The organism is Bacillus sp. FJAT-27245, assembly GCF_001273955.1.
In the GTDB taxonomy this organism is placed as follows: Bacteria; Bacillota; Bacilli; order Bacillales; family Cytobacillaceae; genus Bacillus_D.
In genome coordinates this window covers 3,030,100-3,052,669 of the sequence record NZ_LIGI01000001.1, presented here as the reverse complement: position 1 = coordinate 3,052,669, position 22,570 = coordinate 3,030,100, and the positions used below count along the sequence as shown (strand labels likewise).

The window sequence follows — 22,570 nt, the reverse complement described above, 5'->3', positions numbered from 1 at the left end:
GCGCAGTTTTAAATAAAATGGCTAGGAAATCAGTTTTTTCCTTCAGCTTCCTTAATGGCATAGGGCATATAAAATTTGTAAGCCTTTATTCCCGACCAAATATTGATTCCGCCAAGGATGATAAAAATGGCGGCAATGATATAAGCTACCTTGGAATGGTTTAAGTAAAGCTGATTAAGGCCGAATGTGAGCACGAACAATCCTAGCGCAATACCAGACTTTGCGGAGATCCATTTGCGCTCAGCTGGTTTGGTGCTCCTTACATACTTTATTTTATAAAACACATAAAAGGCCAAGGAAAATACGATAAGGATAACTAGAATTGGCATTGGTAAACCCCCATATAGAATAACTACGTTTTATTGTAGCCGGAAACCGGGCTAAATGCCACCATCCTGCCGGTTTTTATAGACTAACTTTTGACTTGAAGGAGACCGTTTATGGAAAACAAAATTTTCGACGCGATTGAACAGCATGGGACCATCATCATCCATAGGCATGTCCGCCCTGACCCGGATGCATACGGTTCACAATGCGGGCTTGCTGAAATAGTGCGCGCATCCTATCCCGACAAGGTTGTTTATTCAGCTGGCAAGGACGAGGAAACCCTCGCTTATCTTTGTGAAATGGACAAAATTCCTGACAGCGCCTATGAGGGCGCCCTTGTCATTGTTTGTGATACCGCGAACACGGAAAGGATCTGCGATGAAAGGTACAGGCTTGGGAAAACGTTGATAAAAATCGACCACCATCCAAATGAGGATCCATACGGGGATGTCATTTGGGTGGATACGACCGCAAGTTCAACAAGTGAAATGATTTATGAATTGTATCTTTCCGGCAGGGACCGGGGCCTTGTCCTGACTGATGAAGCTGCCAGGCTTCTGTATGCCGGCATTGTCGGGGATACGGGAAGGTTCCTTTATCCGAGCACCACGGATAAAACCTTTGCCTACGCGGGTGAATTGATCCATTACAATTTTTCCAGGACGGATCTGTACGACAAGATGTATGAACTAAGCCCGAATATTATAAAATTGAACGGCTATATTCTTCAGAATTTTGAAATGCGGGAAAATGGGATTGCATCCGTCATCCTGACTAAGGAACTTCTCCAAAAGTATGACGCCCCACCATCCGAGGCTTCGCTTCTTGTCAGTACGCTTGGGAATGTAAAAGGGATAAAGGCCTGGGTATTTTTCATAGAAGAGGATGACCAAATCAGGGTGAGGCTCAGGTCGAAAGGGCCGGTCATCAACGGGGTGGCCAGGAAGTTCAACGGCGGGGGGCATCCGCTTGCGGCAGGGGCATCGATTTTTTCGTGGCCGGAGATGGACGATGTTATCAGTGCATTGAACAAAGTATGTGAGTAGTGAATTTCCAATACGAAGCCATTTTTAGGGCCAACCGGCTGACTGCCGGATTGGCCCTTATTTTTTGTGTACATCAGGCGGCAAGGGTAATATGGAGGACGATGCTGACGTTTGTGAAAAAGATTAGCTCCTTCACCTCAAGCCTGTACTTTTTTCCGTTGAGCGATACCGACCTGTTTTCAATGACCCTCTTTATCAAGTCCCTGTTTTTATAAACCGTTTCGATATCTTTGGCTTTAAGTGTTTTCAAATCTTCGAGGACAGCTTCCTCTGTCTCATGGACACTTAAAAGGTCAAGGTTGTATTTTGCGTGGTTTGTTATTTTAACGGTGATTTGCTGGACGAGAAGATTTTCGATATTCTTTTTATTCAAGTTTTTGAATTCATCCTGCCAGATGACAATATCGTCCTTTAGTTCCTGGATGGTATCCCTTTGTTCCTGGATAAGCAAAGTTTGTTTTTCCTGGAGGACTCCATACATATAGATGAACAAAAGCCAGCTGATGGCGCCCCCGATGGCCATCCCGGCGAAAAAACGCTGCCACGACCGGTCGTTATAATACGGTGGGACCCTCATGAAGAAATAAACTCCTGGGTAAACCATTCGATAAGAAGCGCTCCCGTTTGCGCCCCGCCGAGAGCGGATAATATTAGCAAAATTTGTTTGATAATGTCTTTCGTCTGGCCATCGAATATCCCTTTTTCTAATTCATAGATAGGATCGAATGTACCTCCGATTGCGGCAACAATCGCCCATATCCTTAAAGAGGATGAGAGCCGGGCAATGGCGGTCAGAGCTGGCTGCCCGGTAAGGAAGGCGGCGATTCCCCCGATTAGGGCCCCCCCGAGGAGCACCCCAAGAGCAATAAAATAGCTTTCGATAAAAGAAGAAATAAAGCCGGCCTGATTCATGGCATCAACCCTTTTCATGTCATTGCCTTCCTACTCCATCATATGGACAGACTCTTTAAATTATGATACAGGGAACCCGCAACCTACCTTGCACGTTTACCCCATGGAGACCATGAAAAAGGGGAACATATTTTCTTTTGCCTGGTGAACAACTATAATGGAAGGAGAAGGATATATCAGGGGGGAGTGAGAAAATGTCTTTTATTCACCTTCAAACTTATAGTGCGTACAGCCTGCTAAGCAGCACCGCTTCAATTCCCTCGCTTGTTTCGGAAGCGGGGAAAAAAGGATTCAAGGCCCTCGCCCTTACAGACCGGAATGTCCTGTACGGAGCGATTGAATTTTACAAGGAATGCATAAAACACGGCATTGCCCCAATCCTTGGCTTGACTGCGGATGTTTTGTCCGAAGAGAAGGAAACGGAAGCATTTCCACTCGTCCTTCTCGCAAAAAACAATGCCGGATTCAGGAACCTCCTGAAAATATCAAGCGCGATTCAAACAAAGTCCCGGGACGGGATACCGCTTAAATGGCTGAGGCATTATGCAACGGGCCTCATCGCCATTACCCCTGGCATCCAAGGGGAAATTGAACAATTGCTGCTTGAAGGAAAGGGAGAGGAGGCTGGCGCCCTCGCGCAACTGTATAACAGCATATTTGATGGGGACTTTTATTTTTCCATACAGGACCATGGCCTTGAGGAAGAGAAGGCGCTGCTTGGTGTACTGCCCGACTTGGCTTCAAAGCTCGGGATTGGGCTGGCCGCGGCGAATGCGGTCCATTACCTTGAAAGGGATGACGCGCTCGCGCATGAATGCCTTCTTGCGATAAGGGATGGTGCCAGGCTGCAGGAAGAAGGGCGGAACAAGCTGTCCGGAGAGGAATATTATCTGAAAACGGCGGAGGAAATGGTTGGTCTTTTCGGCGATTTCCCCGACGCGCTTGAAAATACGCTCGACATTGCGGGTAGATGCGCGGTTTCGATTGATTTCGGGCGGTTTCACATGCCCAAATATCCGCTTGAGCCCGGCACAGCGCCTGAACACATGCTTGGCGAGCTTTGTTTATCCGGCCTTAAAGAGAGGCGTCCTGGTTTTGGGGATGAATATTTGGAAAGGATCCAGTATGAGCTTTCCGTCATCAACAAAATGAATTTCAATGATTATTTCCTGATTGTTTGGGATTTTATGAAATATGCGCGGGAACGGGGAATCCTGACAGGCCCGGGCCGTGGATCCGCTGCAGGCTCCCTGGTGGCATATTCCCTCTATATTACCGACGTCGACCCTCTGGAGCATGGATTGCTTTTTGAGCGGTTCCTTAACCCCGAGCGGGTCACGATGCCGGACATTGATATCGATTTCCCCGACAACCGGCGTGACGAAGTGATCGACTATGTAGCTGCGAAATATGGCGAGCTCCATGTAGCCCAGATTGCGACATTTGGGACACTTGCGGCGAAAGCGGCGATACGCGATGTCGGGAGGGCGTTCGGCCTGAGTGTGAAGGAAGTGGATTCGCTCTCAAAGGCAATCCCTTCAAGGAACGGAATTACACTTAAGGAGGCATACCGCGAATCGGCAAGGTTGCGTGAGTTCGTTTCCGAAAGCCCGTTCAACCAAAAGCTTTTTGATACAGCGCTTAAGATTGAGGGCCTTCCAAGGCATACATCCACTCATGCGGCAGGTGTAGTCATCAGCGAACAGCAGCTCGTTGAACTTGTTCCAATCCAGGCGGGGCACAACAATGTATTCCTGACCCAGTATTCCATGGAACATTTGGAGGAAATCGGACTTTTAAAAATGGACTTCCTCGGACTTAGAAACCTTTCGCTCCTCGAGGCAATCGTATCAGCAATCAATCGGGAAGGAAAAAGAAAAATTGATCCAAGGTTGATTCCCCTCGAAGATGAAAAAACGTATGAACTGCTTGCTAAAGGAGAAACGACGGGGATTTTCCAGCTTGAATCGGAAGGAATGAGAAAGGTCCTTACCCGTCTTAGGCCAACGAGGTTCGACGACATTGTCGCAGTCAACGCCCTATACCGGCCAGGGCCAATGGAAAATATACCCCTGTTCATTTCAAGGAAGCATGGGGGCGAAGAAATTGGCTATCCCCATAAGGACCTTGAACCGATTTTGGAAAATACATATGGGGTCATCGTTTATCAGGAGCAAATCATGCAAATCGCATCAAAAATGGCCGGGTTTACGCTCGGGGAAGCGGATTTGCTGAGAAGGGCCGTCGCTAAGAAAAAGAAAGAAGTACTTGACAGGGAAAGGGAACATTTCGTTGCCGGTTCGGTTAAAAAGGGGTATGACAAACGTGTTGCGAATGAGGTCTATGATTTAATTGTCAGGTTCGCAAACTATGGCTTCAACAAAAGCCATTCAGTTGCCTATAGCGTCATTTCCTGCCAGCTAGCTTATCTTAAAGCGCATTTTCCGGCCCATTTCATGGCTGCCCTGCTTAGCTCCGTAACCGGAAATGATGTGAAAATAGCCCAGTATATACGGGAATTGAAGGCCTTGGGCATACCTGTTTTCCCACCGTCCGTCAACAAAAGCGTGTTTAATTTTAAAGCTGAAAACGGAGGGGTCCGGTTTGGGTTTGGAGGGATTAAAGGCATTGGAGGAACGGTTGCTCGGGATATCCTGCAAGAAAGAAAGCGGAAGCCCTATGCCGATCTGTTCGATTTCTGCATCCGCCTTCCGCAAAAAACAGCCAGCCGAAAAACGCTTGAAACATTGGTCCATTCCGGCTGTTTTGATGAATTCGGCAAAGACAGGGCTACCCTGCTTGCGAGCATCGATATTGCAATCGAACATGCACAGCTGATGAGCCCGGGTGAGGATGGCCAAACAGGGTTGTTTTCGGATCAATCGCTAATGCCGGCTCCTAAATACATGGAAGTCGATCCGATAAGCCTTGAGAACAAACTTGCTTATGAGAAGGAAGCCCTGGGCTTTTACCTTTCAAGCCATCCTTTGTCCATGCATGAAACGAAGCTGCTTGCAGCGGGGGCATGCCTGCTTGCTGAATTGGAACCGGGTCCACATGTCCGGCATGCGGGGGTGTATATAAACGCTGTCAAAAAAATCCGGACCAAAAAAGGTGAACCGATGGCTTTCCTTACGATAAGCGATCCGAGCGGAGAGATGGAGGCGGTTGCGTTTCCTGATGTATATAAAAGGCATTCCGGCCTTCTAAATCAGGGCGGATTGGCCGTTATGGATGGAAAGGCCGAAAAGAGGGACGAAAAGGTACAATTCATCATCCGAAGTGCCCGCGATCTTGACAGCTGGCTCAGTGAGAGGCCAAATCGGCGCCTGTATTTAAGGCTCACCGAAGAAAACCAGGAACCCGCCCGGCTTAAGGAACTGAAAAAAATACTTTCATCAAGCAAGGGAGAGGCTGAAGTCGTCCTTCATTATGACGGGAGCAAGACGGTCGGCCTCGGCCCTCGATACGGAGTGGAGCCAACAGATATCCTGCTCGGGCTCCTCGCCGACTTCCTTGGAAAAGAGAATGTTATTTTAAAATAATACAAATCTTTTATGAGCGGGTGATTTCCGCTAAAGCCCGTTGAGAGTGGGTTCCCAGCGTGCAAATTCCTGCTTTACATCAATTCAAGATGTGTTATAGTTGTTAAAGAAAGTGTGGTCTGACCACCGTATTAACGATGTCCTTCCATATCCTAAAGGAGTGAATACCTTGACATTGCGTGAAGAAGCACTGCATATGCACCGAGTGAACCAAGGGAAGCTGGAATCTAAATCGAAAGTAGAGGTAAGGAACGCCAAGGATTTAAGCCTTGCTTATTCTCCGGGGGTTGCTGAACCTTGCAAGGAAATTTACGATAAGCCTGAAACAGTATACGATTATACAATGAAGGGAAATATGGTAGCGGTGGTTTCCGATGGGACAGCCGTGCTTGGGCTTGGGAATATTGGGCCTGAAGCCGCACTTCCCGTCATGGAGGGAAAAGCTGTCCTGTTCAAGAGCTTTGCGGGTGTGGATGCGTTTCCGATTTGCATTAACACAACGGATGTTGAGAAAATCATTGAAACAGTCAAGCTCCTTGAGCCGACGTTTGGCGGGGTAAATCTTGAAGATATAGCCGCGCCTAAATGCTTCGAAGTGGAGGAAAGGCTTAAAAAAGAAACAAATATACCAATTTTCCATGATGACCAGCATGGTACAGCCATCGTTACTGTAGCGGGCCTGGTCAACGCCCTGAAGATTACCGGCAAAAAAATGACCGAAATCAAGGTTGTCGCAAACGGTGCGGGCGCGGCGGGAATTGCAATTATCAAGCTTCTTTACAGCTACGGTGTCCGAGATATCATTATGTGTGATACAAAAGGGGCAATCTATGAAGGGCGCCCAACCGGAATGAATGCCATTAAGGATGAAGTTGCCCGGTTTACGAACAGGGACAGGCTTCATGGGAACCTGGAGGACGTAATCAAAGGCGCGGATGTGTTCATCGGTGTTTCCGTTGCGGGAGCTTTGACGAAAGAAATGGTTGCAACGATGAACGAAGGACCGATCATTTTCGCGATGGCAAATCCGGTTCCGGAAATCATGCCAGAAGAAGCCAAGGAAGCCGGTGCGCGCGTGATTGGGACGGGACGGTCGGATTTTCCGAACCAGGTCAACAATGTCCTTGCTTTTCCTGGAATTTTCAGGGGTGCCCTTGATGCACGGGCGACCCATATAAATGAGAAAATGAAAGTTGCGGCGGTTGAAGCGATTGCGAGCCTGATTAACGATGATGAACTGAACGAGGATTATGTCATCCCGGGCCCATTTGATGAAAGGGTCGCGCCAGAGGTCGCATCCGCGGTAGCCAAGGCAGCGATGGAAACAGGGGTTGCCCGCCTTCGCGTCGACCCGGAAGAGGTAAAGGAAAAGACAAAACGCCTTTCATTGATAGGTAGAAATAAGTGAAGGATTCTATAAAGAGCAAATCCCAAAACTCAAAGGTATACATCGAAATCGTCAAGCAGCTTCGGGAAATGATTGCTGCCGATGGCCTGAAAACCGGGGACAAGATACCTTCCGAGCGGGAATTGTCCGAGCGCCTCAATGTGGGGCGCTCCTCTGTTAGGGAGGCTCTCCGGGCACTGGAATTATTGGGCCTTATCGAAACGAGAAGGGGAGAGGGCACTTTTATCCGCGACTTCCAGGGCAACTCGCTCGTCCAGCTCCTTAGCACCTTTATCCTCCAAGATGAAAAAGCCAGGCGGGATGTGAAAGAAACGAAATATTTCATTGAAATGGACTGCCTGAGGCTCATCCTTCAAAAAAAATTCCGCCCAAGTCTGGAAGAGATATATAGCATGGCCGTTTCCGTGGAAATCGATGATGATGAGTTTTTCCACAGGTTGATTTTGTTGGCCGACAATCATTTGTTTTTGCGTATCTGGGTCATTTTAAAGGACTATTACCATTCCCAGGGGTTTAAAAAAGAACGTGCCCGCCCTGAAGAGTACAGGGCTCTTCTCGATGCCCTCTCTGCAGGGAAAGAGGGATTGGCAATAGAAAAATATATGGAATTGAGAAAAATGTCTAAATCCTAGCGACAGAAAGCGGCATCTTTTTTTAAAAAAGTGCCCTATAGTATGGACAGGCCATGCCTTGGCAATCCGGGGCCATTTTTAATCTTTAAGTGGTCTGGCCACTGTTGGTGCTACGCATTCGGAAAGTTTTTCGCTATACTATAGTATGACGAAAAAGCCGATACTCAACAGCCAATGTGGAAATGCCAGGTTCCCGGCCCGCCGGAAAACACCTATGTATACCGGAAGCATTGCAGTTCCCGGTTTTCATTCCACTCTTTAAACTAGGGAGGTACTAACTTGCTAAAAGAGCTATTTACAAAATCGAAGAAGAAAAAATATGCGGCAATACCCTCTGAAGCAGCAAAGCAGGACGTCCCTGAAGGCATCATGACAAAATGCCCTGGTTGCAAGAAAATTATTTATACACGGGAGCTTGCGAAAAACCTGAAAGTTTGTTTTCATTGCGGACGCCATTATCCAATGAACGCCCGTGAAAGGATCCAGAGTTTCCTTGATGAAGGAAGCTTTGAAGAAATGGATGCGGGAATGATTTCCGAAAATCCGCTTGGATTCCCGGACTATCTGGAAAAGCTTGAAAAAGACCGAATCAAAACCAAAATCAATGAAGCGGTTGTGACTGGGACCGGAACTGTGAACGACATTAAGGTATCAATCGCGATTATGGATTCAACTTTCCGTATGGGCAGCATGGGTTCCGTAGTTGGTGAAAAAATCACCCGCGCCGTAGAGAAAGCTGGGGAACTTGGGGTGCCGTTTATCATTTTCACGGCTTCCGGGGGCGCGAGAATGCAGGAAGGCGTATTAAGCCTTATGCAGATGGCAAAAACGAGTGTTGCCCTGAAGCGGTTTAGTGATAATGGAGGGCTGATCATTTCCATCATGACCCATCCGACAACAGGGGGGGTTTCCGCGAGTTTCGCTTCGCTTGGGGATTATAATATCGCCGAGCCGGGCGCGTTGATTGGATTCGCCGGAAGACGAATTATTGAACAAACAATCAGGGAAGAACTGCCTGAAGATTTCCAGACGGCAGAGTTTTTGCTGAAGCACGGCCAGCTTGATGCGGTGATTGACAGGCATGAGCTGAAAGGCCAGATTGGGACAATTCTTGAACTGCATCAGCGTGGAGGTGAACTTGTTTGGTAGGGGAACTGGAATTTGAAAAACCGATTATCGAGCTAAGGAAGAAGATTAGTGAATTAAAGGAATATACAAATAAAACGGATGTAGACCTATCCTCTGAAATTGAGAAGCTGTCGGCGCGGCTGGAGAAACTTGAAGCGGATATCTATTCTAATATCAAGCCGTGGGACCGTGTGCAAATCGCCCGCCATCCAAACAGGCCGACAACCCTTGACTATATCGGGTTTTTATTCGACAGTTTTATGGAATGCCACGGTGACAGGCTATATGGGGACGATGAAGCCATCGTCGGCGGCATCGCGAAGTTTAAAGGGGTGCCGATTACGGTTATTGGGCATCAGCGGGGAAAAGATACAAAAGAAAATATCAGGCGGAATTTTGGTATGCCTCATCCCGAGGGGTACCGGAAAGCTTTAAGGCTGATGAAGCAGGCTGAAAAGTTCAGCCGGCCAATTATTTGTTTTATCGATACAAAAGGAGCCTACCCGGGCAAAGCAGCCGAAGAGCGTGGCCAGAGTGAGGCGATTGCCCGCAATCTCTTTGAAATGGCAAGCCTGAGCGTTCCGGTTGTCTGCATTGTAATTGGGGAAGGCGGCAGTGGCGGCGCCTTGGCACTTGGCGTCGGGAACCATATCCTTATGCTTGAAAACTCGACTTATTCCGTTATTTCGCCAGAAGGGGCGGCGGCGTTGCTATGGAAGGATGCATCCCTGGCAAAACGCGCCGCGGAATCGATGAAAATTACCGCACCGGATCTGAAAGAGCTCGGAATCATTGATCATATCATTCCTGAGGTCCGTGGCGGCGCCCATCGGAACGTTGAAGCACAGGCGCATGAAATCGAAAAGGCGCTTTTCCGGTCGCTGAAGGAATTATCCAGGCTTTCCGGTAGTGAACTAAAGGAACAGCGGTATGAAAAATACAAATCGATTGGCGAGTATTCGCTTTTAAATGACTATATCGGGGTAAATTGAAGCGTGCTTTCCGAAGCACGTTTTCTTTTGTTGTCTAGGAAATTATAGAATTGAACCTTGTGGATAACTCGAATTAAGTTATTTTAATCCAGCTCCACAAGGGAAGCTGCGGCAGCATAACATCGCACGAAGGAAAAGTGTTCTTCTTTTCCGAGGAGCGCCTAGCCCCTCGAGGTCATAAGCCGGTTCCCTCCGGAGGGCAGGCCCATCCTCGGAAATGCTCGCATTTCCTTCGTGCGTGGGCGTATCCAGGGATGCCTTTCAGTGTCCTGCGGGCCCCGTCTTATGCTTGTCGGGGCTGACCACTAAGGAAAGCTCCCTAGAATAGTCATCGCAGTGACAAGCGGTTTGTGCTTGTCGCGAAGGCGCTTGCGCACTTTGTTCGTGTCGCAGGCTTTTCCTTGCCGCAAAAGGTACTTGCACTTTCTGTTCGATGCCAAGAAATTATACTTTTTTGATTTATAACAAAGACTAAAGGAATAGCACCACGCTAGGAAAAACCGTGGGATTCGTTAAAAAGTCCAGGAATTTTCTTATTAAACGCTTACACTTGACTGTAAGTCCGATTTTTGTTTTTTCGTTGCGATTAAGTTGTTAGACCTCTTACTTAATGGTATTTTATAAATGACAGTTTGTTACCTTTATAACAAAGTAAGGCTTTTCCGAAAACCGTTTCTTCATACGGCGAGAATAAATATGGGGTGAATTGTTCAATGAGAAAAATTGGAGTTTTGACAAGCGGCGGGGACTCCCCCGGAATGAACGCTGCCATCAGGGCAGTCGTCAGGAAGGGAATTTATCATGATATCGAGGTTTACGGAGTGTATGGGGGGTTTGCCGGTTTGATTAATGGAAATATCCAGAGGCTTGGATTAGGATCTGTCGGGGATATTATCCATAGGGGCGGCACAATGCTCCAATCAGCGCGGTGCCTTGAATTCAAGACGAGAGAGGGACAAACGAAAGGGATCGAGCAGTTAAAGAAGCATGGGATTGAAGGACTTGTTGTAATTGGCGGGGATGGTTCCTATCTTGGCGCTAAAGCGCTGACCGAACTTGGGTTTCCTTGTGTCGGCGTGCCGGGAACTATTGACAATGATATTCCAGGGACCGAATTTACAATCGGGTTTGATACTGCATTGAATACCGTTATTGATGTAATTGATAAAATCCGTGATACGGCAAGCTCCCACGAGCGCACCTTCATCATTGAAGTAATGGGCCGGGACGCAGGGGATATCGCCCTTTGGGCAGGGCTCGCCGGCGGGGCGGAAACGATTCTCATCCCGGAAGAAAGCTATGACATGGAGGATGTTGCCGAAAAGCTTCGCCGCGGGAATGAGCGCGGGAAAAAACACAGTATCATCGTCGTAGCCGAGGGAGTATGCAGCGGAGTGGAGTTTGCCCGCAAATTAAAGGAAGCAACAAATATTGATACTCGGATTTCCGTTTTGGGTCATATGCAAAGGGGCGGTTCCCCAACCGCGACTGACCGTGTTCTTGCAAGCAGGCTGGGAGCGAGGGCTGTTGAGCTTTTAATCGGAGGGCGCGGCGGAAGAGCGGTGGGAATCGAGCGCAACCGGCTGGTCGATTATGACATCATTGAAGCGCTTGAAGAGAAAAAGCATGTTCTCGACCTTGATTTGTATAAATTGTCACAGGAATTATCTATTTAATGTTTGACGGGAGGATATAGCATGCGTAAGACAAAGATTGTTTGTACAATTGGGCCGGCAAGTGAAAGTGTGGATAAACTGAAGGAATTAATGGTGTCAGGGATGAATGTGGCTCGCCTTAACTTCTCGCATGGTGATTTCGAGGAACATGGTGCAAGGATTGAGAACATCAGGAAAGCTGCTGAAATGACCGGCAAGACTGTCGGAATTCTTCTTGATACGAAAGGGCCGGAAATCCGGACCCATAATATGCGGGATGGCGCGATTGAACTGCAGGCTGGAAATGATATTACAGTTTCCATGAACGAGGTTGAAGGGACGCCTGATATGTTCTCCATTACATATCCAGGCCTCATTGAAGACGTTCACTTAGGATCGAAAATCCTTCTCGATGACGGCCTGATTGGACTTGAGGTTACAGAAATCGATAAGGATAAACAGATAATCGGTACAAGGATCCTGAATTCAGGCACCCTAAAGAACAAGAAGGGCGTCAATGTACCTGGCGTTTCGGTCAACTTGCCTGGAATCACGGAAAAGGACAAAAAAGACATCCTTTTCGGAATTGAACAGGATATCGATTTCATTGCGGCTTCGTTTGTAAGAAGGGCAAAGGATGTTCTTGAAATCCGTCAGCTTCTTGAGGAAAATAATGCGTCACACATTCATATTATTCCTAAAATCGAAAACCAGGAAGGCGTCGATAACATCGATGAAATCCTCGAGGTTTCGGATGGCCTGATGGTTGCCCGTGGTGATTTGGGCGTTGAAATTCCGGCCGAGGAAGTTCCGCTCGTACAAAAAATGCTGATCCAGAAATGCAATGCGGAAGGAAAGCCTGTCATTACAGCGACGCAAATGCTCGATTCGATGCAGCGCAACCCGAGGCCTACAAGGGCGGAAGCAAGTGACGTTGCGAACGCTATCTTTGATGGGACGGATGCAATTATGCTTTCCGGTGAAACGGCAGCCGGGCTCTATCCTGTTGAGGCTGTCCAAACGATGCACAGTATTGCATCAAGGGCCGAAGAAGCATTGAACCATAAAGAAATCCTCCAGAAGAGGAGCAGGGATACGGATACGAATACGACAGAGGCGATTGGCCAATCGGTTGCCTATACGGCCCTCAACCTGCAGGTCAGCGCGATCATCACTCCTACTGTCAGCGGCCATTCGGCACGGATGGTTTCGAAATACCGCACGAAGGCTCCAATCGTAGCCGTGACATTCGATAAGGGCGTACAAAGGCGTTTAAGCCTGGTTTGGGGCGTATATCCGCAAATTGGCAAAAGAGTGAAGTCAACCGATGAAATGATGGACAGTGCGGTCGGTGAAAGCCTGAACAGCGGCATTGTTGAACATGGGGATCTTGTCATCATAACTGCCGGGGTTCCAGTTGCGGAAGCTGGGACAACGAATCTAATGAAGATCCATATTGTTGGCGATATTCTTGCCAAAGGCCAGGGGATTGGCAAAAAATCCGCCTATGGAAAAGCGGTTATCGCCCGGAATGCTGAAGAAGCTCTTGCCAAAGTTGAATCTGGGGATATACTGATTACCATCGGCTCGGACAGGGAAATGGTACCGGCACTTGAGAGGTGCAGTGCGCTGATCACCGAAGAGGGCGGATTGACAAGCCACGCCGCGGTTGTTGGCCTGAATCTTGGCATTCCGGTTATTGTTGGCGTGGAAAACGCAACAGAGATGTTAAAGGATGGACAGGAAATAACAGTTGATGCAACTAGGGGAGTAATCTACAACGGGCATGCAAGCGTGTTGTAAAGCTGCAAAAAGAAGGGAGAGCCATCCCTTCTTTTTGTTTAAACGGCCGCTTACACTGTTCTAAAGGGAGATTGGTGAAAGATGTTTCGAACTTATTTCTTTCTGCTCATTATTCTTGTCCCCGCTGCCGAAATTGGCATTTTGCTCTGGTCGGGCAAAACAATAGGTGTCCTCCCTACCGTATTCCTCATTTTATTAACCGGGGTACTGGGGACGTTTTTGGCGAAAAGCCAGGGGTTGAAAGTCATCCGCCAGGCGCAGCAGCAAATGGGATATGGCCAAATGCCGGGGGAAGCCATCCTTGATGGCATTAGTGTCCTTATTGGGGGAACGTTCCTTCTTACTCCGGGATTTGTAACGGATTTGGCCGGGCTTTTCCTTTTAATCCCGCAAACCAGGACGTTTTTTAAACGATGGCTTGCTTCGCTTTTCAGAAGATGGATGAACAAGGGAACAATCAGGATCATTAAGTGAAAATGAAAACGCCGGCTGGGGAAGCCGGCGTTTTTCTATTGCTTCGTTTCAGTGCCTTTGATGAAAGCCCAAAGATCTTCGAAAACATGTGCGCGTTTTAACGTATTAAAAATGACGAGGACGACCGGCCCTGCTATCAGGCCCAGAAACCCGAGAAGCTTAAAGCCGACGAAGAGAGCGACAAGCGTTGCCAGCGGATCGAGGCCGATGCTGGATGACAGGATTTTAGGTTCCATGATTTGCCTTTGAACGAGTACGATAATATACAACACGCCAAGGCCGATTGCGAGGCCCATATCACCAGCGACCGCCTCGTACAGGATCCACGGTACAAACACGGTTCCGGTGCCAAGATAAGGGATGATATCAACAATCCCGGCAACAAGCGCGATTGTAATTGCGTAATCGACACGCAGGATCAGGAGGCCGACCAGGATGATGACAGTCGTAATAGAGATAAGGGTAAGCTGTGCCTTAAGGAAGCCAAAGAGCGCTTTTTTTAAATCGGCGAACACCGTCCTGCCGCTTGCCCTTGCTTTCACCGGCATAACCCTGCCTCCCATGGCGGACAGCCGGTACCAGTCCTTGCTGATGAAAAATGTCGCCAATAACGAAAAAATCAAGACTGTCGCGGCATTTGGAAACCAAGACAATATCATTGGAATATTACCGAAAAATCCATTCAGGAATTGTCCGACCGTTGTACCGAACTTTTGTCCGACATTCTGGACATTTTTCATAATCGTTTCCTGTTGCCCAGCGTCGAGGTTGTTGAATAAGCCGGTAAGCTGGTTGTATAGTGGAATAATCTGCGATGCGAACATTTCCTCGCTATAACGAATCATTGTGTTCAGATGCCTTGGAAGGACCTCCGCAAGGTATGTGGCGCCGCTAACAATTTCGGCCACCAAAAGTGTTACGAGACCCGCAAATACCGCGAAAATTATGACCAAAGTAATGAGGACCGCCAGCGAACGCGGCATTCGGCCCTTTTTTTCAAAAAAATCAACAAGGGGGTTTATCAGGAAGGCTATGGCAAATGCAATGAGGAAGGGGTATGTTACCGCCGATACGTAATAAAACGCGATAAACGCCCCAATCACCAGCCCCACCACAACAAGCAGCCTCATTGTCCGGGCTATGTAAACAGGATTCAAACGCTCGATTCCTCCTTTTGGAAATAAGATGCGAGATAGTATAAGTTTAACATTTTGCAAATCATTATGCATTAAGGCTATACTTTAAAATGGCGGATTATGAATAGCGTTTGGAAAAGGGCTTTTTTAGCTTCCTCCGATTTTCTATCAGAATAATATTTTTAATTTTTCCAATTCCTTTTCATTCACAAAAATCTGACAATTGGTTATAATAAGACATGAAAGCGCAATCTTTTTTACATAGTTCTAATTATTATGATTAAATAATTGTGTATAGTGTAAAGTGAAGGGGAATTCTTTCAGGACAAACGTGTTTTAATTGGAGTGGCGGGGCAGCGGCATTTGCTTTATTTGAGGGCAGATGCTCATTTTTTGGAATTATTCCGAGCAAGCGCTCATGCAATCCAGCCGGGAACACCGGCCTTCCAACTACACTATAGGAAAAGGGTATGGGGAAATTACAGTTTGCAAAGGAGAGGTTTGGCATGTCAGTTACACGTGGACTAGAAGGGGTTGTCGCAACAACCTCCTCAATCAGCTCGATCATCGATGATACATTGACGTATGTCGGCTATGACATTGATGATCTTGCAGAGAATGCTAGTTTCGAAGAAGTCATTTATTTGTTATGGCACCGGAAATTGCCGACAGAGGCTGAGCTAGAGGAGCTAAGGGGCCAGCTTTCCGCTGAAGCGGGGCTGCCACAGGAAGTGCTTGACCATTTCAAAATGTATCCGATCAAGTCCGTCCATCCGATGGCTGCTTTAAGGACGGCCGTTTCATTGCTCGGCCTATATGATGATGAGGCAGATGCAATGAGCCAGGAATCCAACTACAAAAAAGCTGTCCGCCTCCAGGCCAAAATGCCTGCGCTCGTGACGGCTTTCGCCAGAATCAGAAAAGGGCTCGAGCCAATTGCCCCGAGGAAGGACCTTGGCTTTGCCGCCAACTTCCTGTACATGCTGACAGGAGACGAGCCGGATGCGATTGCCATTGAGGCTTTTGACAAGGCGCTTGTCCTGCATGCGGACCACGAATTGAATGCTTCCACCTTTACAGCAAGGGTTTGTGTCGCCACGCTTTCAGATGTATATTCCGGAATTACAGCTGCGATTGGCGCCCTTAAAGGCCCGCTCCATGGCGGTGCGAATGAAGCAGTGATGAAGATGCTGACTGAAATTGGCTCCCTTGAGAATGTCGAACCATATGTAAGGGGCAAGCTTGATAATAAAGAAAAGATTATGGGCTTTGGACACCGTGTTTACCGGAAGGGCGACCCGCGCGCTAAGCATCTGCGGGAAATGTCCCGGAAACTGACCAAATTGACCGGCGAACCACACTGGTACGATATGTCGGTGAAAATAGAGGAAATCGTTACCGGCGAGAAAAACCTTCCGCCGAATGTCGATTTTTATTCCGCTTCGGTATACCACAGCCTTGGCATCGACCATGATTTGTTCACGCCAATTTTTGCAATCAGCCGTGTGTCGGGATGGCTTGCGCATATTCTCGAGCAATATGACAATAACAGGCTGATCCGCCCGCGCGCCGAGTACAATGGACCGGGGATGCAAAAATATATCCCGATAGGGGCGCGCTGAACCGCCTGCCGGATTGGTTTACTTTTCCGAAGAAACTTGATGTAATGAATAGAGCGGGGGAACGTGCAAACTGGCCTGCCCCCGCTTTTACAGGTTAGGAGGGGCCTTCTAACCTTTTAAAAACGCAGTTTTATTTTAATAGGATTCATCAGTGGAGGGAGAAATGACAATGCAAGGTGAAAAAATCACAGTCCAAAACGGGGTATTGAATGTCCCTAATAATCCAGTAGTCCCATTTATTGAAGGAGACGGAACCGGCCCGGACATTTGGGCTGCATCAGTAAGGGTTCTTGATGCGGCAGTTGAAAAGGCATATAAGGGTGAAAAGAAAATTGTCTGGAAAGAAGTGCTTGCCGGAGAAAAGGCGTTCAACCAGACTGGCGAATGGCTCCCGCAGGAAACGCTTGATTTAATCAACGAATATTTAATCGCCATCAAAGGGCCTCTGACAACCCCGGTTGGCGGCGGAATCCGTTCCCTGAACGTAGCGCTTCGCCAGGTACTCGATTTGTTCGTTTGCCTGCGTCCTGTAAGATGGTTCGAAGGCGTGCCTTCGCCGGTCAAGCGCCCACAGGATACCGACATGGTCATTTTCCGTGAAAACACGGAAGATATTTACGCGGGAATCGAGTATGCAAAAGGGTCAGATGAGGTTAAGAAACTAGTCGAATTCCTGCAAAACGAAATGGGCGTAAACAAAATCCGTTTCCCTGAAACTTCCGGTATCGGGATCAAACCGGTTTCCGAGGAAGGGACATCCCGCCTTGTCCGTGCAGCGCTTAATTATGCAATCAAGGAAGGCCGAAAATCCCTGACCCTCGTACATAAAGGGAACATTATGAAATATACAGAGGGCGCGTTCAAGAACTGGGGCTATGAACTTGCTGAAAAGGAATTCGGCGATAAGGTCTTCACATGGGCCCAGTATGACCGCATCAAGGAGGAAGAAGGGGTTGAAGCCGCGAATAAGGCACAGGCAGACGCGGAAGCAGCTGGCAAGATCATCGTGAAAGATGCCATCGCGGATATTTTCCTCCAGCAAATCCTGACACGCCCGAAGGAATTTGATGTCGTTGCGACAATGAACCTGAACGGCGACTATATTTCCGATGCGCTTGCGGCGCAGGTAGGCGGAATCGGCATCGCCCCTGGCGCCAACATCAACTATGAAACTGGCCATGCCATTTTCGAAGCGACCCACGGCACCGCTCCTAAATACGCGGGCCTTGATAAGGTGAACCCATCTTCGGTCATTTTGTCCGGAGTCCTAATGCTTGAGCACCTAGGCTGGAACGAAGCAGCGAATTTGATCGTGAAATCGATGGAAAAGACAATTGCTTCCAAGGTTGTCACGTATGACTTTGCACGCCTGATGGAAGGCGCGACTGAAGTGAAAACATCCCAATTCGGCGACGAGCTTATTAAAAATATGGAATAATTGGGCCGGACAGCCCAGGCACCCTATTTGCATTTCATGGCGGCGGGGCCATCGCATCCCGCCGGCATCCCAGTTTAAAATGATAACCAGGGAGGAAACGACATGTCATTGAAACGCAAAAAGATTTCAGTCATCGGCGGGGGCTTTACAGGGGCAACGACCGCATTCCTGCTCGCCCAAAAAGAGCTTGGCGATGTAGTCCTTGTTGATATACCGCAGATGGAAAACCCGACAAAGGGGAAAGCTCTTGATATGCTGCAGGCAAGCCCGGTCCAGGGATTTGATGCCAACATTACGGGAACGTCCAGTTACGAGGACACAAAGGATTCCGATATCGTTGTTATTACCGCGGGGATTGCCCGGAAGCCAGGCATGAGCCGTGATGACCTCGTCCAGACAAACCAAAAGATTATGAAGAGCGTTGCGCAGGAGATTGCGAATTACTCACCTGACTGCTTCATCGTGGTTTTGACCAATCCTGTCGATGCCATGACCTATACAGTTTTCAAGGAAACGGGCTTCCCTAAAAACCGTGTCATCGGGCAATCCGGCGTTCTTGACACCGCAAGGTTCCGCACCTTTATCGCCCAGGAACTCAACTTGTCTGTAAAGGATATTACTGGCTTCGTCCTTGGCGGCCACGGGGACGATATGGTGCCGCTCGTCCGCTATTCATATGCTGGCGGCATCCCGCTTGAAACCCTTATTCCCAAGGAGCGCCTTGAGGCTATTGTTGAGCGTACACGCAAGGGCGGAGGCGAAATCGTGAACCTTCTAGGCAACGGAAGCGCCTATTACGCGCCTGCTGCCTCCCTGGTTGAAATGTGTGAAGCAATCCTGAAGGACCAGCGCCGAGTCCTTCCATCAATCGCCTATCTTGAAGGCGAGTATGGATACGAAGGCATCTATCTTGGCGTTCCAACCATTCTCGGAGCAAACGGCATTGAGAAGGTAATCGAGCTTGAACTGACAGAAGACGAGAAAGCCGCCCTTGACAAGTCCGCGGAGTCAGTGCGGAATGTCATGGCTGTGCTTGCATAATGCGGTGAACGAAATTCGGGGGAGCTTCCCCCGAATTTTTTGGCTGGATGGAAGTTTGACCGAAGATTTTAAAACTAGATTTTATTAATGGCAGTGTTGATTTTTACTACGTTGATTGTAGCGTAGGGCACCGACTCCTGCGGGATGCAGCGGCAAGGTTGAGACCCCACAGGCGCTAGCGCCGAGGAGGCTCAACTGACGCCCCGCGGAAAGCGTGTGCCCGGAGCGGAAATCAACAGCCAATTTTAACAGAGCCTGAGGATAAGTGAAATTTTGTTTTGTTAAACTACTTTACAAAAAGGTATCCATAAAGGAGGGCGCCAACCATGCTTTTAGGAAAAAAAAGAAAGCTTGGCAGAAGGATAGAAGAAATGTCGGTGGGGGAAAAACTTGCCCTTACCGAAAAAATTGAAGACAAGGATCTGCTTCTTTATTTGGGGCTGACAAATGACGCGAACCCTTTATACATACAGCATGATTATGCATCCCAAACCCCTTTCGGAAAACCGGTTGTGCCCGCTATCATGCTGATCGGGATTATTACATCCGCCATATCCAAGTACCTGCCTGGCCCGGGAAGCCATATCCTTGCCCAGGACCTGGAATTCCCCAAACCCGTTTACCACTATGGAACAGTTGATTTTCTGCTCGAAGTAACGGATGTGGACCAAAAATCACATACGGTCACAATTCAAGTAGAAGGCAAGAACGAAGCCGAAGAAAACGTCGTCACCGGCAACATAAAGGTCTGTCCTCCACATCGCCTCTCGCGTATGGACGGCAGTGCGCTCGATAACTTTTAAGGGCAGCCAATGGCTGTCCTTTCGCCATTCTTGAAGGCTAAAAATATTTACTATAGTATAGTGTTAGGGGAAGTTATAGAGATAACAGGGGTAATTCATTCTCGCGGAGGTCGTTATGAAGAAAAAGGTACTGGTTGTCGATGATGAACAATCGATTGTAACGCTGCTAAAATACAATCTTGAGCAAGGGGGATATGAAGTTCTTACAGCGATGGATGGTGAGGAAGGCAGGGAAAGGGCGATAAATGAACGCCCGGATATGATTATCCTTGACCTAATGCTCCCCCGGATCGACGGCATTGAAGTTTGCAAGCAGCTCCGCCAGCAAAAAGTGATGATCCCTATCCTGATGCTAACGGCAAAGGATGACGAATTGGATAAAATACTTGGCCTGGAGCTTGGCGCGGATGATTATATGGTTAAGCCTTTCAGTCCGCGTGAAGTTCTGGCGCGCGTAAAAGCGATTCTCCGCCGGACAGAACAATATCAGGAGAAGCAGCAGGAAAAGGCTGAAGAGGAAGAAGCAGTCCTGATTGGGGACTTGAAAATTTATCCGGAAAGGTTCGAAGCTTTTTTCAAAGAGGAGCTCCTTGCCCTGACGCTAAAGGAATTTGAACTCCTGAATTGCCTGGCGCAAAATAAAAACAAAGTCCTGACAAGGGACCAGCTGCTAAGCACCGTCTGGAATTATGATTTTGCAGGGGACACAAGAATTGTGGATGTACATATTTCCCATCTCCGGGAAAAAATTGAGGCTGATTCCAAAAAGCCCGACTATATAAAAACAATCAGGGGACTGGGCTATAAAATGGAGGAGCCGAAGGGCGAATGACAAAATACAGGACGAGGCTTTTAACCGCAATGGTCCTTTTGACAGTCGCTGTCCTTCTGGGGCTTGGCATCCTCCTCGGCCAGCTCCTAAAAAATTATTATCTAGATTCATTTTACGAGCGGCTTGAAAAGGAAAGCCGCCTGCTCCGAATGTATATCGAGGATTACGGGGGCATCCTAGGCGCTGACAGGACTGAATTGGGGAAATTCGGCAACAAGCTTGGCGCAGGCATCCTATTGGTGGACGAGAGTGGCGGAATCCTCTACAACAGCAAGGAAAACGTCACCGCTCCCGATGATTTAATCACGGATATTGTTTTGGGGGATAACAAAAAAAAGCGGTTCTTCAAATTGAAGGACAAGCAGGAAGTCCATTATTATTGGACAGAATTGAAAAAAGGGAGCGATACGGAAGGATACCTGTTCCTGAGCCTGGCTTCGAGTGAATTAAAGGACGCCTATAAAAATATTTGGTGGTTCATCTCGCTAAGCCTTGGCCTTGCCCTTGCAATCATTGTGCTTTTGGGCATGAGGATTACACGTAAGTATGCAAAGCCCATAGAATCAGCTTCCAATGTGGCGATGGAGCTTGCAAAGGGGAATTACAGGGCAAGGACCTATGTAGAGGACAGAATCGATGAGACCGGGCTGTTAAGCTCATCCATTAACGTCCTGGCCCGCAACCTTGAGGATATGTCCAAAACCCGCGATATGCAGCAGGAGAGGCTGATGACCCTGATTGAAAATATCGGCAGCGGGCTAGTCCTGATCGACAGCCGCGGCACGATTAACCTTATAAACCGTGGGTACAGGGAATTATTTGAAGTGGAACAAGCCGACGTATTATACAAGCCTTATTACGAAGCCATTCGTTTCAGGGAAATCCGGGAAATGATTGAAGAGATTTTCATGACTGAACAAAAACAGCGGCGGCAGTTTATTTTGCCTGTTTTAATTGAACGGAAATATTTTGACGTATCAGCATTGCCTATTATCGGAACGAACAATGTCTGGAAAGGCGTATTGCTTGTTTTTCACGATATAACCGAACTGAAAAAATTGGAACAAATGAGAAAGGACTTTGTCGCGAATGTCTCGCATGAGCTGAAGACGCCCGTTACTTCAATTAAGGGATTTGCCGAAACGCTGCTTGATGGCGCGATGAAGGATGAACAAGCGCTGCAGGAGTTCCTGTCGATCATCCTTAAGGAGAGTGACCGGCTCCAAATGCTGATTGAGGATCTTCTTGAATTGTCAAAATTGGAGCAGCATAATTTCAGGCTTGATATCTCTGTATTCAGCCTCGATTCAATCGTAAAGGACATTGTGGCAATCCTTGAAGGAAAAGCTTCAGAAAAAAATATCAGACTTATTGTCCATCCTGTTCCTGCCGAGATTGAGATGGAAGGGGATCCATTCAGGATGAGGCAAGTATTGATCAACCTCCTTTCAAATGCAATTAACTATACCCCCGCGGGCGGAAAAGTTGAACTATCCATTCGCGAAGCCGGAAAAGAAGTGCTCATTTCCGTCAAGGATACCGGTATAGGAATAGAGAAGGAAGAGGTATCGCGGATTTTTGAACGCTTTTACAGGGTCGACAGGGCGAGAAGCAGAAATTCGGGAGGCACGGGCCTTGGGCTTGCGATTGTAAAGCATATTGTTGAAGCCCACAGGGGAAGGATTACAGTAAAAAGCATCCCGGGAAAAGGGAGCGAATTCATCCTTGAATTCCGCAAGCTTGCCCGGGGAAGATAACCAAGGAAGAAACGGCCCC

19 protein-coding genes are annotated in these 22,570 nt (G+C 48.0%); 15 read left to right on the top strand and 4 right to left on the bottom strand.

Translation table 11 applies throughout. The features are described from left to right. Positions 1 to 29 precede the first annotated feature (29 nt). The gene (locus ADU24_RS14915; RefSeq protein WP_053367378.1) at positions 30 to 329 is read right to left on the bottom strand and encodes a YtpI family protein; all 300 of its coding nucleotides are present in this window, start codon (positions 327 to 329) and stop codon (positions 30 to 32) included. Positions 330 to 440: 111 nt separating this feature from the next. Between ADU24_RS14915 and ADU24_RS14910 the strand changes: the two genes are divergently transcribed. Further along, positions 441 to 1,373 (top strand): DHH family phosphoesterase, encoded by a 933-nt coding sequence (locus ADU24_RS14910; RefSeq protein WP_053367377.1) that lies wholly within the window; start codon positions 441 to 443, stop codon positions 1,371 to 1,373. A 73-nt stretch (positions 1,374 to 1,446) separates the two neighbouring features. Here ADU24_RS14910 and ytrI read toward each other — a convergent pair whose 3' ends face one another. After that, positions 1,447 to 1,950 (bottom strand): sporulation membrane protein YtrI, encoded by a 504-nt coding sequence (ytrI, locus tag ADU24_RS14905; protein WP_053367376.1) that lies wholly within the window; start codon positions 1,948 to 1,950, stop codon positions 1,447 to 1,449. Further along, the gene (locus ADU24_RS14900; protein WP_053368956.1) at positions 1,947 to 2,285 is read right to left on the bottom strand and encodes a YtrH family sporulation protein; all 339 of its coding nucleotides are present in this window, start codon (positions 2,283 to 2,285) and stop codon (positions 1,947 to 1,949) included. The genes ytrI and ADU24_RS14900 overlap by 4 nt, the downstream gene beginning before the upstream one ends. Positions 2,286 to 2,479: 194 nt before the next feature. On the opposite strand from ADU24_RS14900, the gene dnaE reads away from it, so the two are divergent. The 8 genes from dnaE to ADU24_RS14860 all read left to right on the top strand — a co-directional run bounded on the left by dnaE (position 2,480) and on the right by ADU24_RS14860 (position 13,922). After that, the gene (gene dnaE, locus ADU24_RS14895; RefSeq protein ID WP_053367375.1) at positions 2,480 to 5,830 is read left to right on the top strand and encodes a DNA polymerase III subunit alpha; all 3,351 of its coding nucleotides are present in this window, start codon (positions 2,480 to 2,482) and stop codon (positions 5,828 to 5,830) included. 169 nt (positions 5,831 to 5,999) lie between these two features. Next, the gene (locus tag ADU24_RS14890) at positions 6,000 to 7,238 is read left to right on the top strand and encodes an NAD(P)-dependent malic enzyme (protein WP_053367374.1); all 1,239 of its coding nucleotides are present in this window, start codon (positions 6,000 to 6,002) and stop codon (positions 7,236 to 7,238) included. Positions 7,239 to 7,306: 68 nt separating this feature from the next. Next, a complete protein-coding gene (locus ADU24_RS14885; protein WP_053368955.1) occupies positions 7,307 to 7,870 on the top strand; it encodes a GntR family transcriptional regulator in 564 nt (187 codons plus the stop codon). A gap of 279 nt (positions 7,871 to 8,149) precedes the next feature. Next, positions 8,150 to 9,019, top strand: coding sequence for an acetyl-CoA carboxylase, carboxyltransferase subunit beta (accD, locus tag ADU24_RS14880; protein WP_053367373.1), 870 nt, complete (start codon positions 8,150 to 8,152; stop codon positions 9,017 to 9,019). Beyond that, positions 9,013 to 9,990, top strand: coding sequence for an acetyl-CoA carboxylase carboxyl transferase subunit alpha (accA, locus tag ADU24_RS14875; protein WP_053367372.1), 978 nt, complete (start codon positions 9,013 to 9,015; stop codon positions 9,988 to 9,990). The genes accD and accA overlap by 7 nt, the downstream gene beginning before the upstream one ends. 713 nt (positions 9,991 to 10,703) lie before the next feature. Next, positions 10,704 to 11,666: a 6-phosphofructokinase gene (pfkA, locus tag ADU24_RS14870; RefSeq protein WP_053367371.1), complete on the top strand. Its 963-nt coding sequence runs from the start codon at positions 10,704 to 10,706 to the stop codon at positions 11,664 to 11,666. Between the two features lie 21 nt (positions 11,667 to 11,687). Further along, a complete protein-coding gene (gene pyk, locus ADU24_RS14865) occupies positions 11,688 to 13,448 on the top strand; it encodes a pyruvate kinase (protein ID WP_053367370.1) in 1,761 nt (586 codons plus the stop codon). Between the two features lie 81 nt (positions 13,449 to 13,529). Continuing rightward, on the top strand, positions 13,530 to 13,922 hold the full coding sequence (locus ADU24_RS14860) for an FxsA family protein (RefSeq protein WP_053367369.1): 393 nt from the start codon (positions 13,530 to 13,532) through the stop codon (positions 13,920 to 13,922). Positions 13,923 to 13,957: 35 nt separating this feature from the next. Here the strand turns inward: ADU24_RS14860 and ytvI are convergent, their stop codons facing one another. Then, positions 13,958 to 15,079: a sporulation integral membrane protein YtvI gene (gene ytvI, locus ADU24_RS14855; protein ID WP_053367368.1), complete on the bottom strand. Its 1,122-nt coding sequence runs from the start codon at positions 15,077 to 15,079 to the stop codon at positions 13,958 to 13,960. Positions 15,080 to 15,564: 485 nt separating this feature from the next. Here ytvI and citZ point away from each other — a divergent pair, with 485 nt between their 5' ends. The 6 genes from citZ to pnpS all read left to right on the top strand — a co-directional run bounded on the left by citZ (position 15,565) and on the right by pnpS (position 22,551). Then, on the top strand, positions 15,565 to 16,680 hold the full coding sequence (gene citZ / locus ADU24_RS14850; RefSeq protein WP_053367367.1) for a citrate synthase: 1,116 nt from the start codon (positions 15,565 to 15,567) through the stop codon (positions 16,678 to 16,680). 169 nt (positions 16,681 to 16,849) lie between these two features. Further along, positions 16,850 to 18,118 carry an NADP-dependent isocitrate dehydrogenase gene (icd, locus tag ADU24_RS14845; protein ID WP_053368954.1) on the top strand — a complete coding sequence of 423 codons (1,269 nt, stop codon included), beginning with the start codon at positions 16,850 to 16,852 and terminating at the stop codon, positions 18,116 to 18,118. A gap of 102 nt (positions 18,119 to 18,220) precedes the next feature. After that, the gene (mdh, locus tag ADU24_RS14840; RefSeq protein ID WP_053367366.1) at positions 18,221 to 19,159 is read left to right on the top strand and encodes a malate dehydrogenase; all 939 of its coding nucleotides are present in this window, start codon (positions 18,221 to 18,223) and stop codon (positions 19,157 to 19,159) included. A 326-nt stretch (positions 19,160 to 19,485) separates the two neighbouring features. Next, a complete protein-coding gene (locus ADU24_RS14835; RefSeq protein WP_053367365.1) occupies positions 19,486 to 19,962 on the top strand; it encodes a MaoC family dehydratase in 477 nt (158 codons plus the stop codon). A 115-nt stretch (positions 19,963 to 20,077) separates the two neighbouring features. Then, complete coding sequence (locus ADU24_RS14830; RefSeq protein WP_053367364.1) at positions 20,078 to 20,794, top strand: response regulator transcription factor; 717 nt, start codon at positions 20,078 to 20,080, stop codon at positions 20,792 to 20,794. Next, positions 20,791 to 22,551, top strand: a complete 1,761-nt coding sequence (gene pnpS / locus ADU24_RS14825) for a two-component system histidine kinase PnpS (protein WP_053367363.1) — start codon at positions 20,791 to 20,793, stop codon at positions 22,549 to 22,551. Before ADU24_RS14830 ends, pnpS begins: the two co-directional genes overlap by 4 nt. The last annotated feature ends 19 nt before the right edge of the window (positions 22,552 to 22,570 follow it).

Bases quoted from the DNA above. Each gene is read 5' to 3' on its own strand.
- ADU24_RS14915 (WP_053367378.1), bottom strand. From the start codon at position 329: ATGCCAATTCTAGTTATCCTTATCGTATTTTCCTTGGCCTTTTATGTG.
- ADU24_RS14910 (WP_053367377.1), top strand. From the start codon at position 441: ATGGAAAACAAAATTTTCGACGCGATTGAACAGCATGGGACCATCATC.
- ytrI (WP_053367376.1), bottom strand. From the start codon at position 1,950: ATGAGGGTCCCACCGTATTATAACGACCGGTCGTGGCAGCGTTTTTTC.
- ADU24_RS14900 (WP_053368956.1), bottom strand. From the start codon at position 2,285: ATGAATCAGGCCGGCTTTATTTCTTCTTTTATCGAAAGCTATTTTATT.
- dnaE (WP_053367375.1), top strand. From the start codon at position 2,480: ATGTCTTTTATTCACCTTCAAACTTATAGTGCGTACAGCCTGCTAAGC.
- ADU24_RS14885 (WP_053368955.1), top strand. From the start codon at position 7,307: ATGATTGCTGCCGATGGCCTGAAAACCGGGGACAAGATACCTTCCGAG.
- pfkA (WP_053367371.1), top strand. From the start codon at position 10,704: ATGAGAAAAATTGGAGTTTTGACAAGCGGCGGGGACTCCCCCGGAATG.
- pyk (WP_053367370.1), top strand. From the start codon at position 11,688: ATGCGTAAGACAAAGATTGTTTGTACAATTGGGCCGGCAAGTGAAAGT.
- ADU24_RS14860 (WP_053367369.1), top strand. From the start codon at position 13,530: ATGTTTCGAACTTATTTCTTTCTGCTCATTATTCTTGTCCCCGCTGCC.
- citZ (WP_053367367.1), top strand. From the start codon at position 15,565: ATGTCAGTTACACGTGGACTAGAAGGGGTTGTCGCAACAACCTCCTCA.
- icd (WP_053368954.1), top strand. From the start codon at position 16,850: ATGCAAGGTGAAAAAATCACAGTCCAAAACGGGGTATTGAATGTCCCT.
- mdh (WP_053367366.1), top strand. From the start codon at position 18,221: ATGTCATTGAAACGCAAAAAGATTTCAGTCATCGGCGGGGGCTTTACA.
- ADU24_RS14835 (WP_053367365.1), top strand. From the start codon at position 19,486: ATGCTTTTAGGAAAAAAAAGAAAGCTTGGCAGAAGGATAGAAGAAATG.
- ADU24_RS14830 (WP_053367364.1), top strand. From the start codon at position 20,078: ATGAAGAAAAAGGTACTGGTTGTCGATGATGAACAATCGATTGTAACG.
- pnpS (WP_053367363.1), top strand. From the start codon at position 20,791: ATGACAAAATACAGGACGAGGCTTTTAACCGCAATGGTCCTTTTGACA.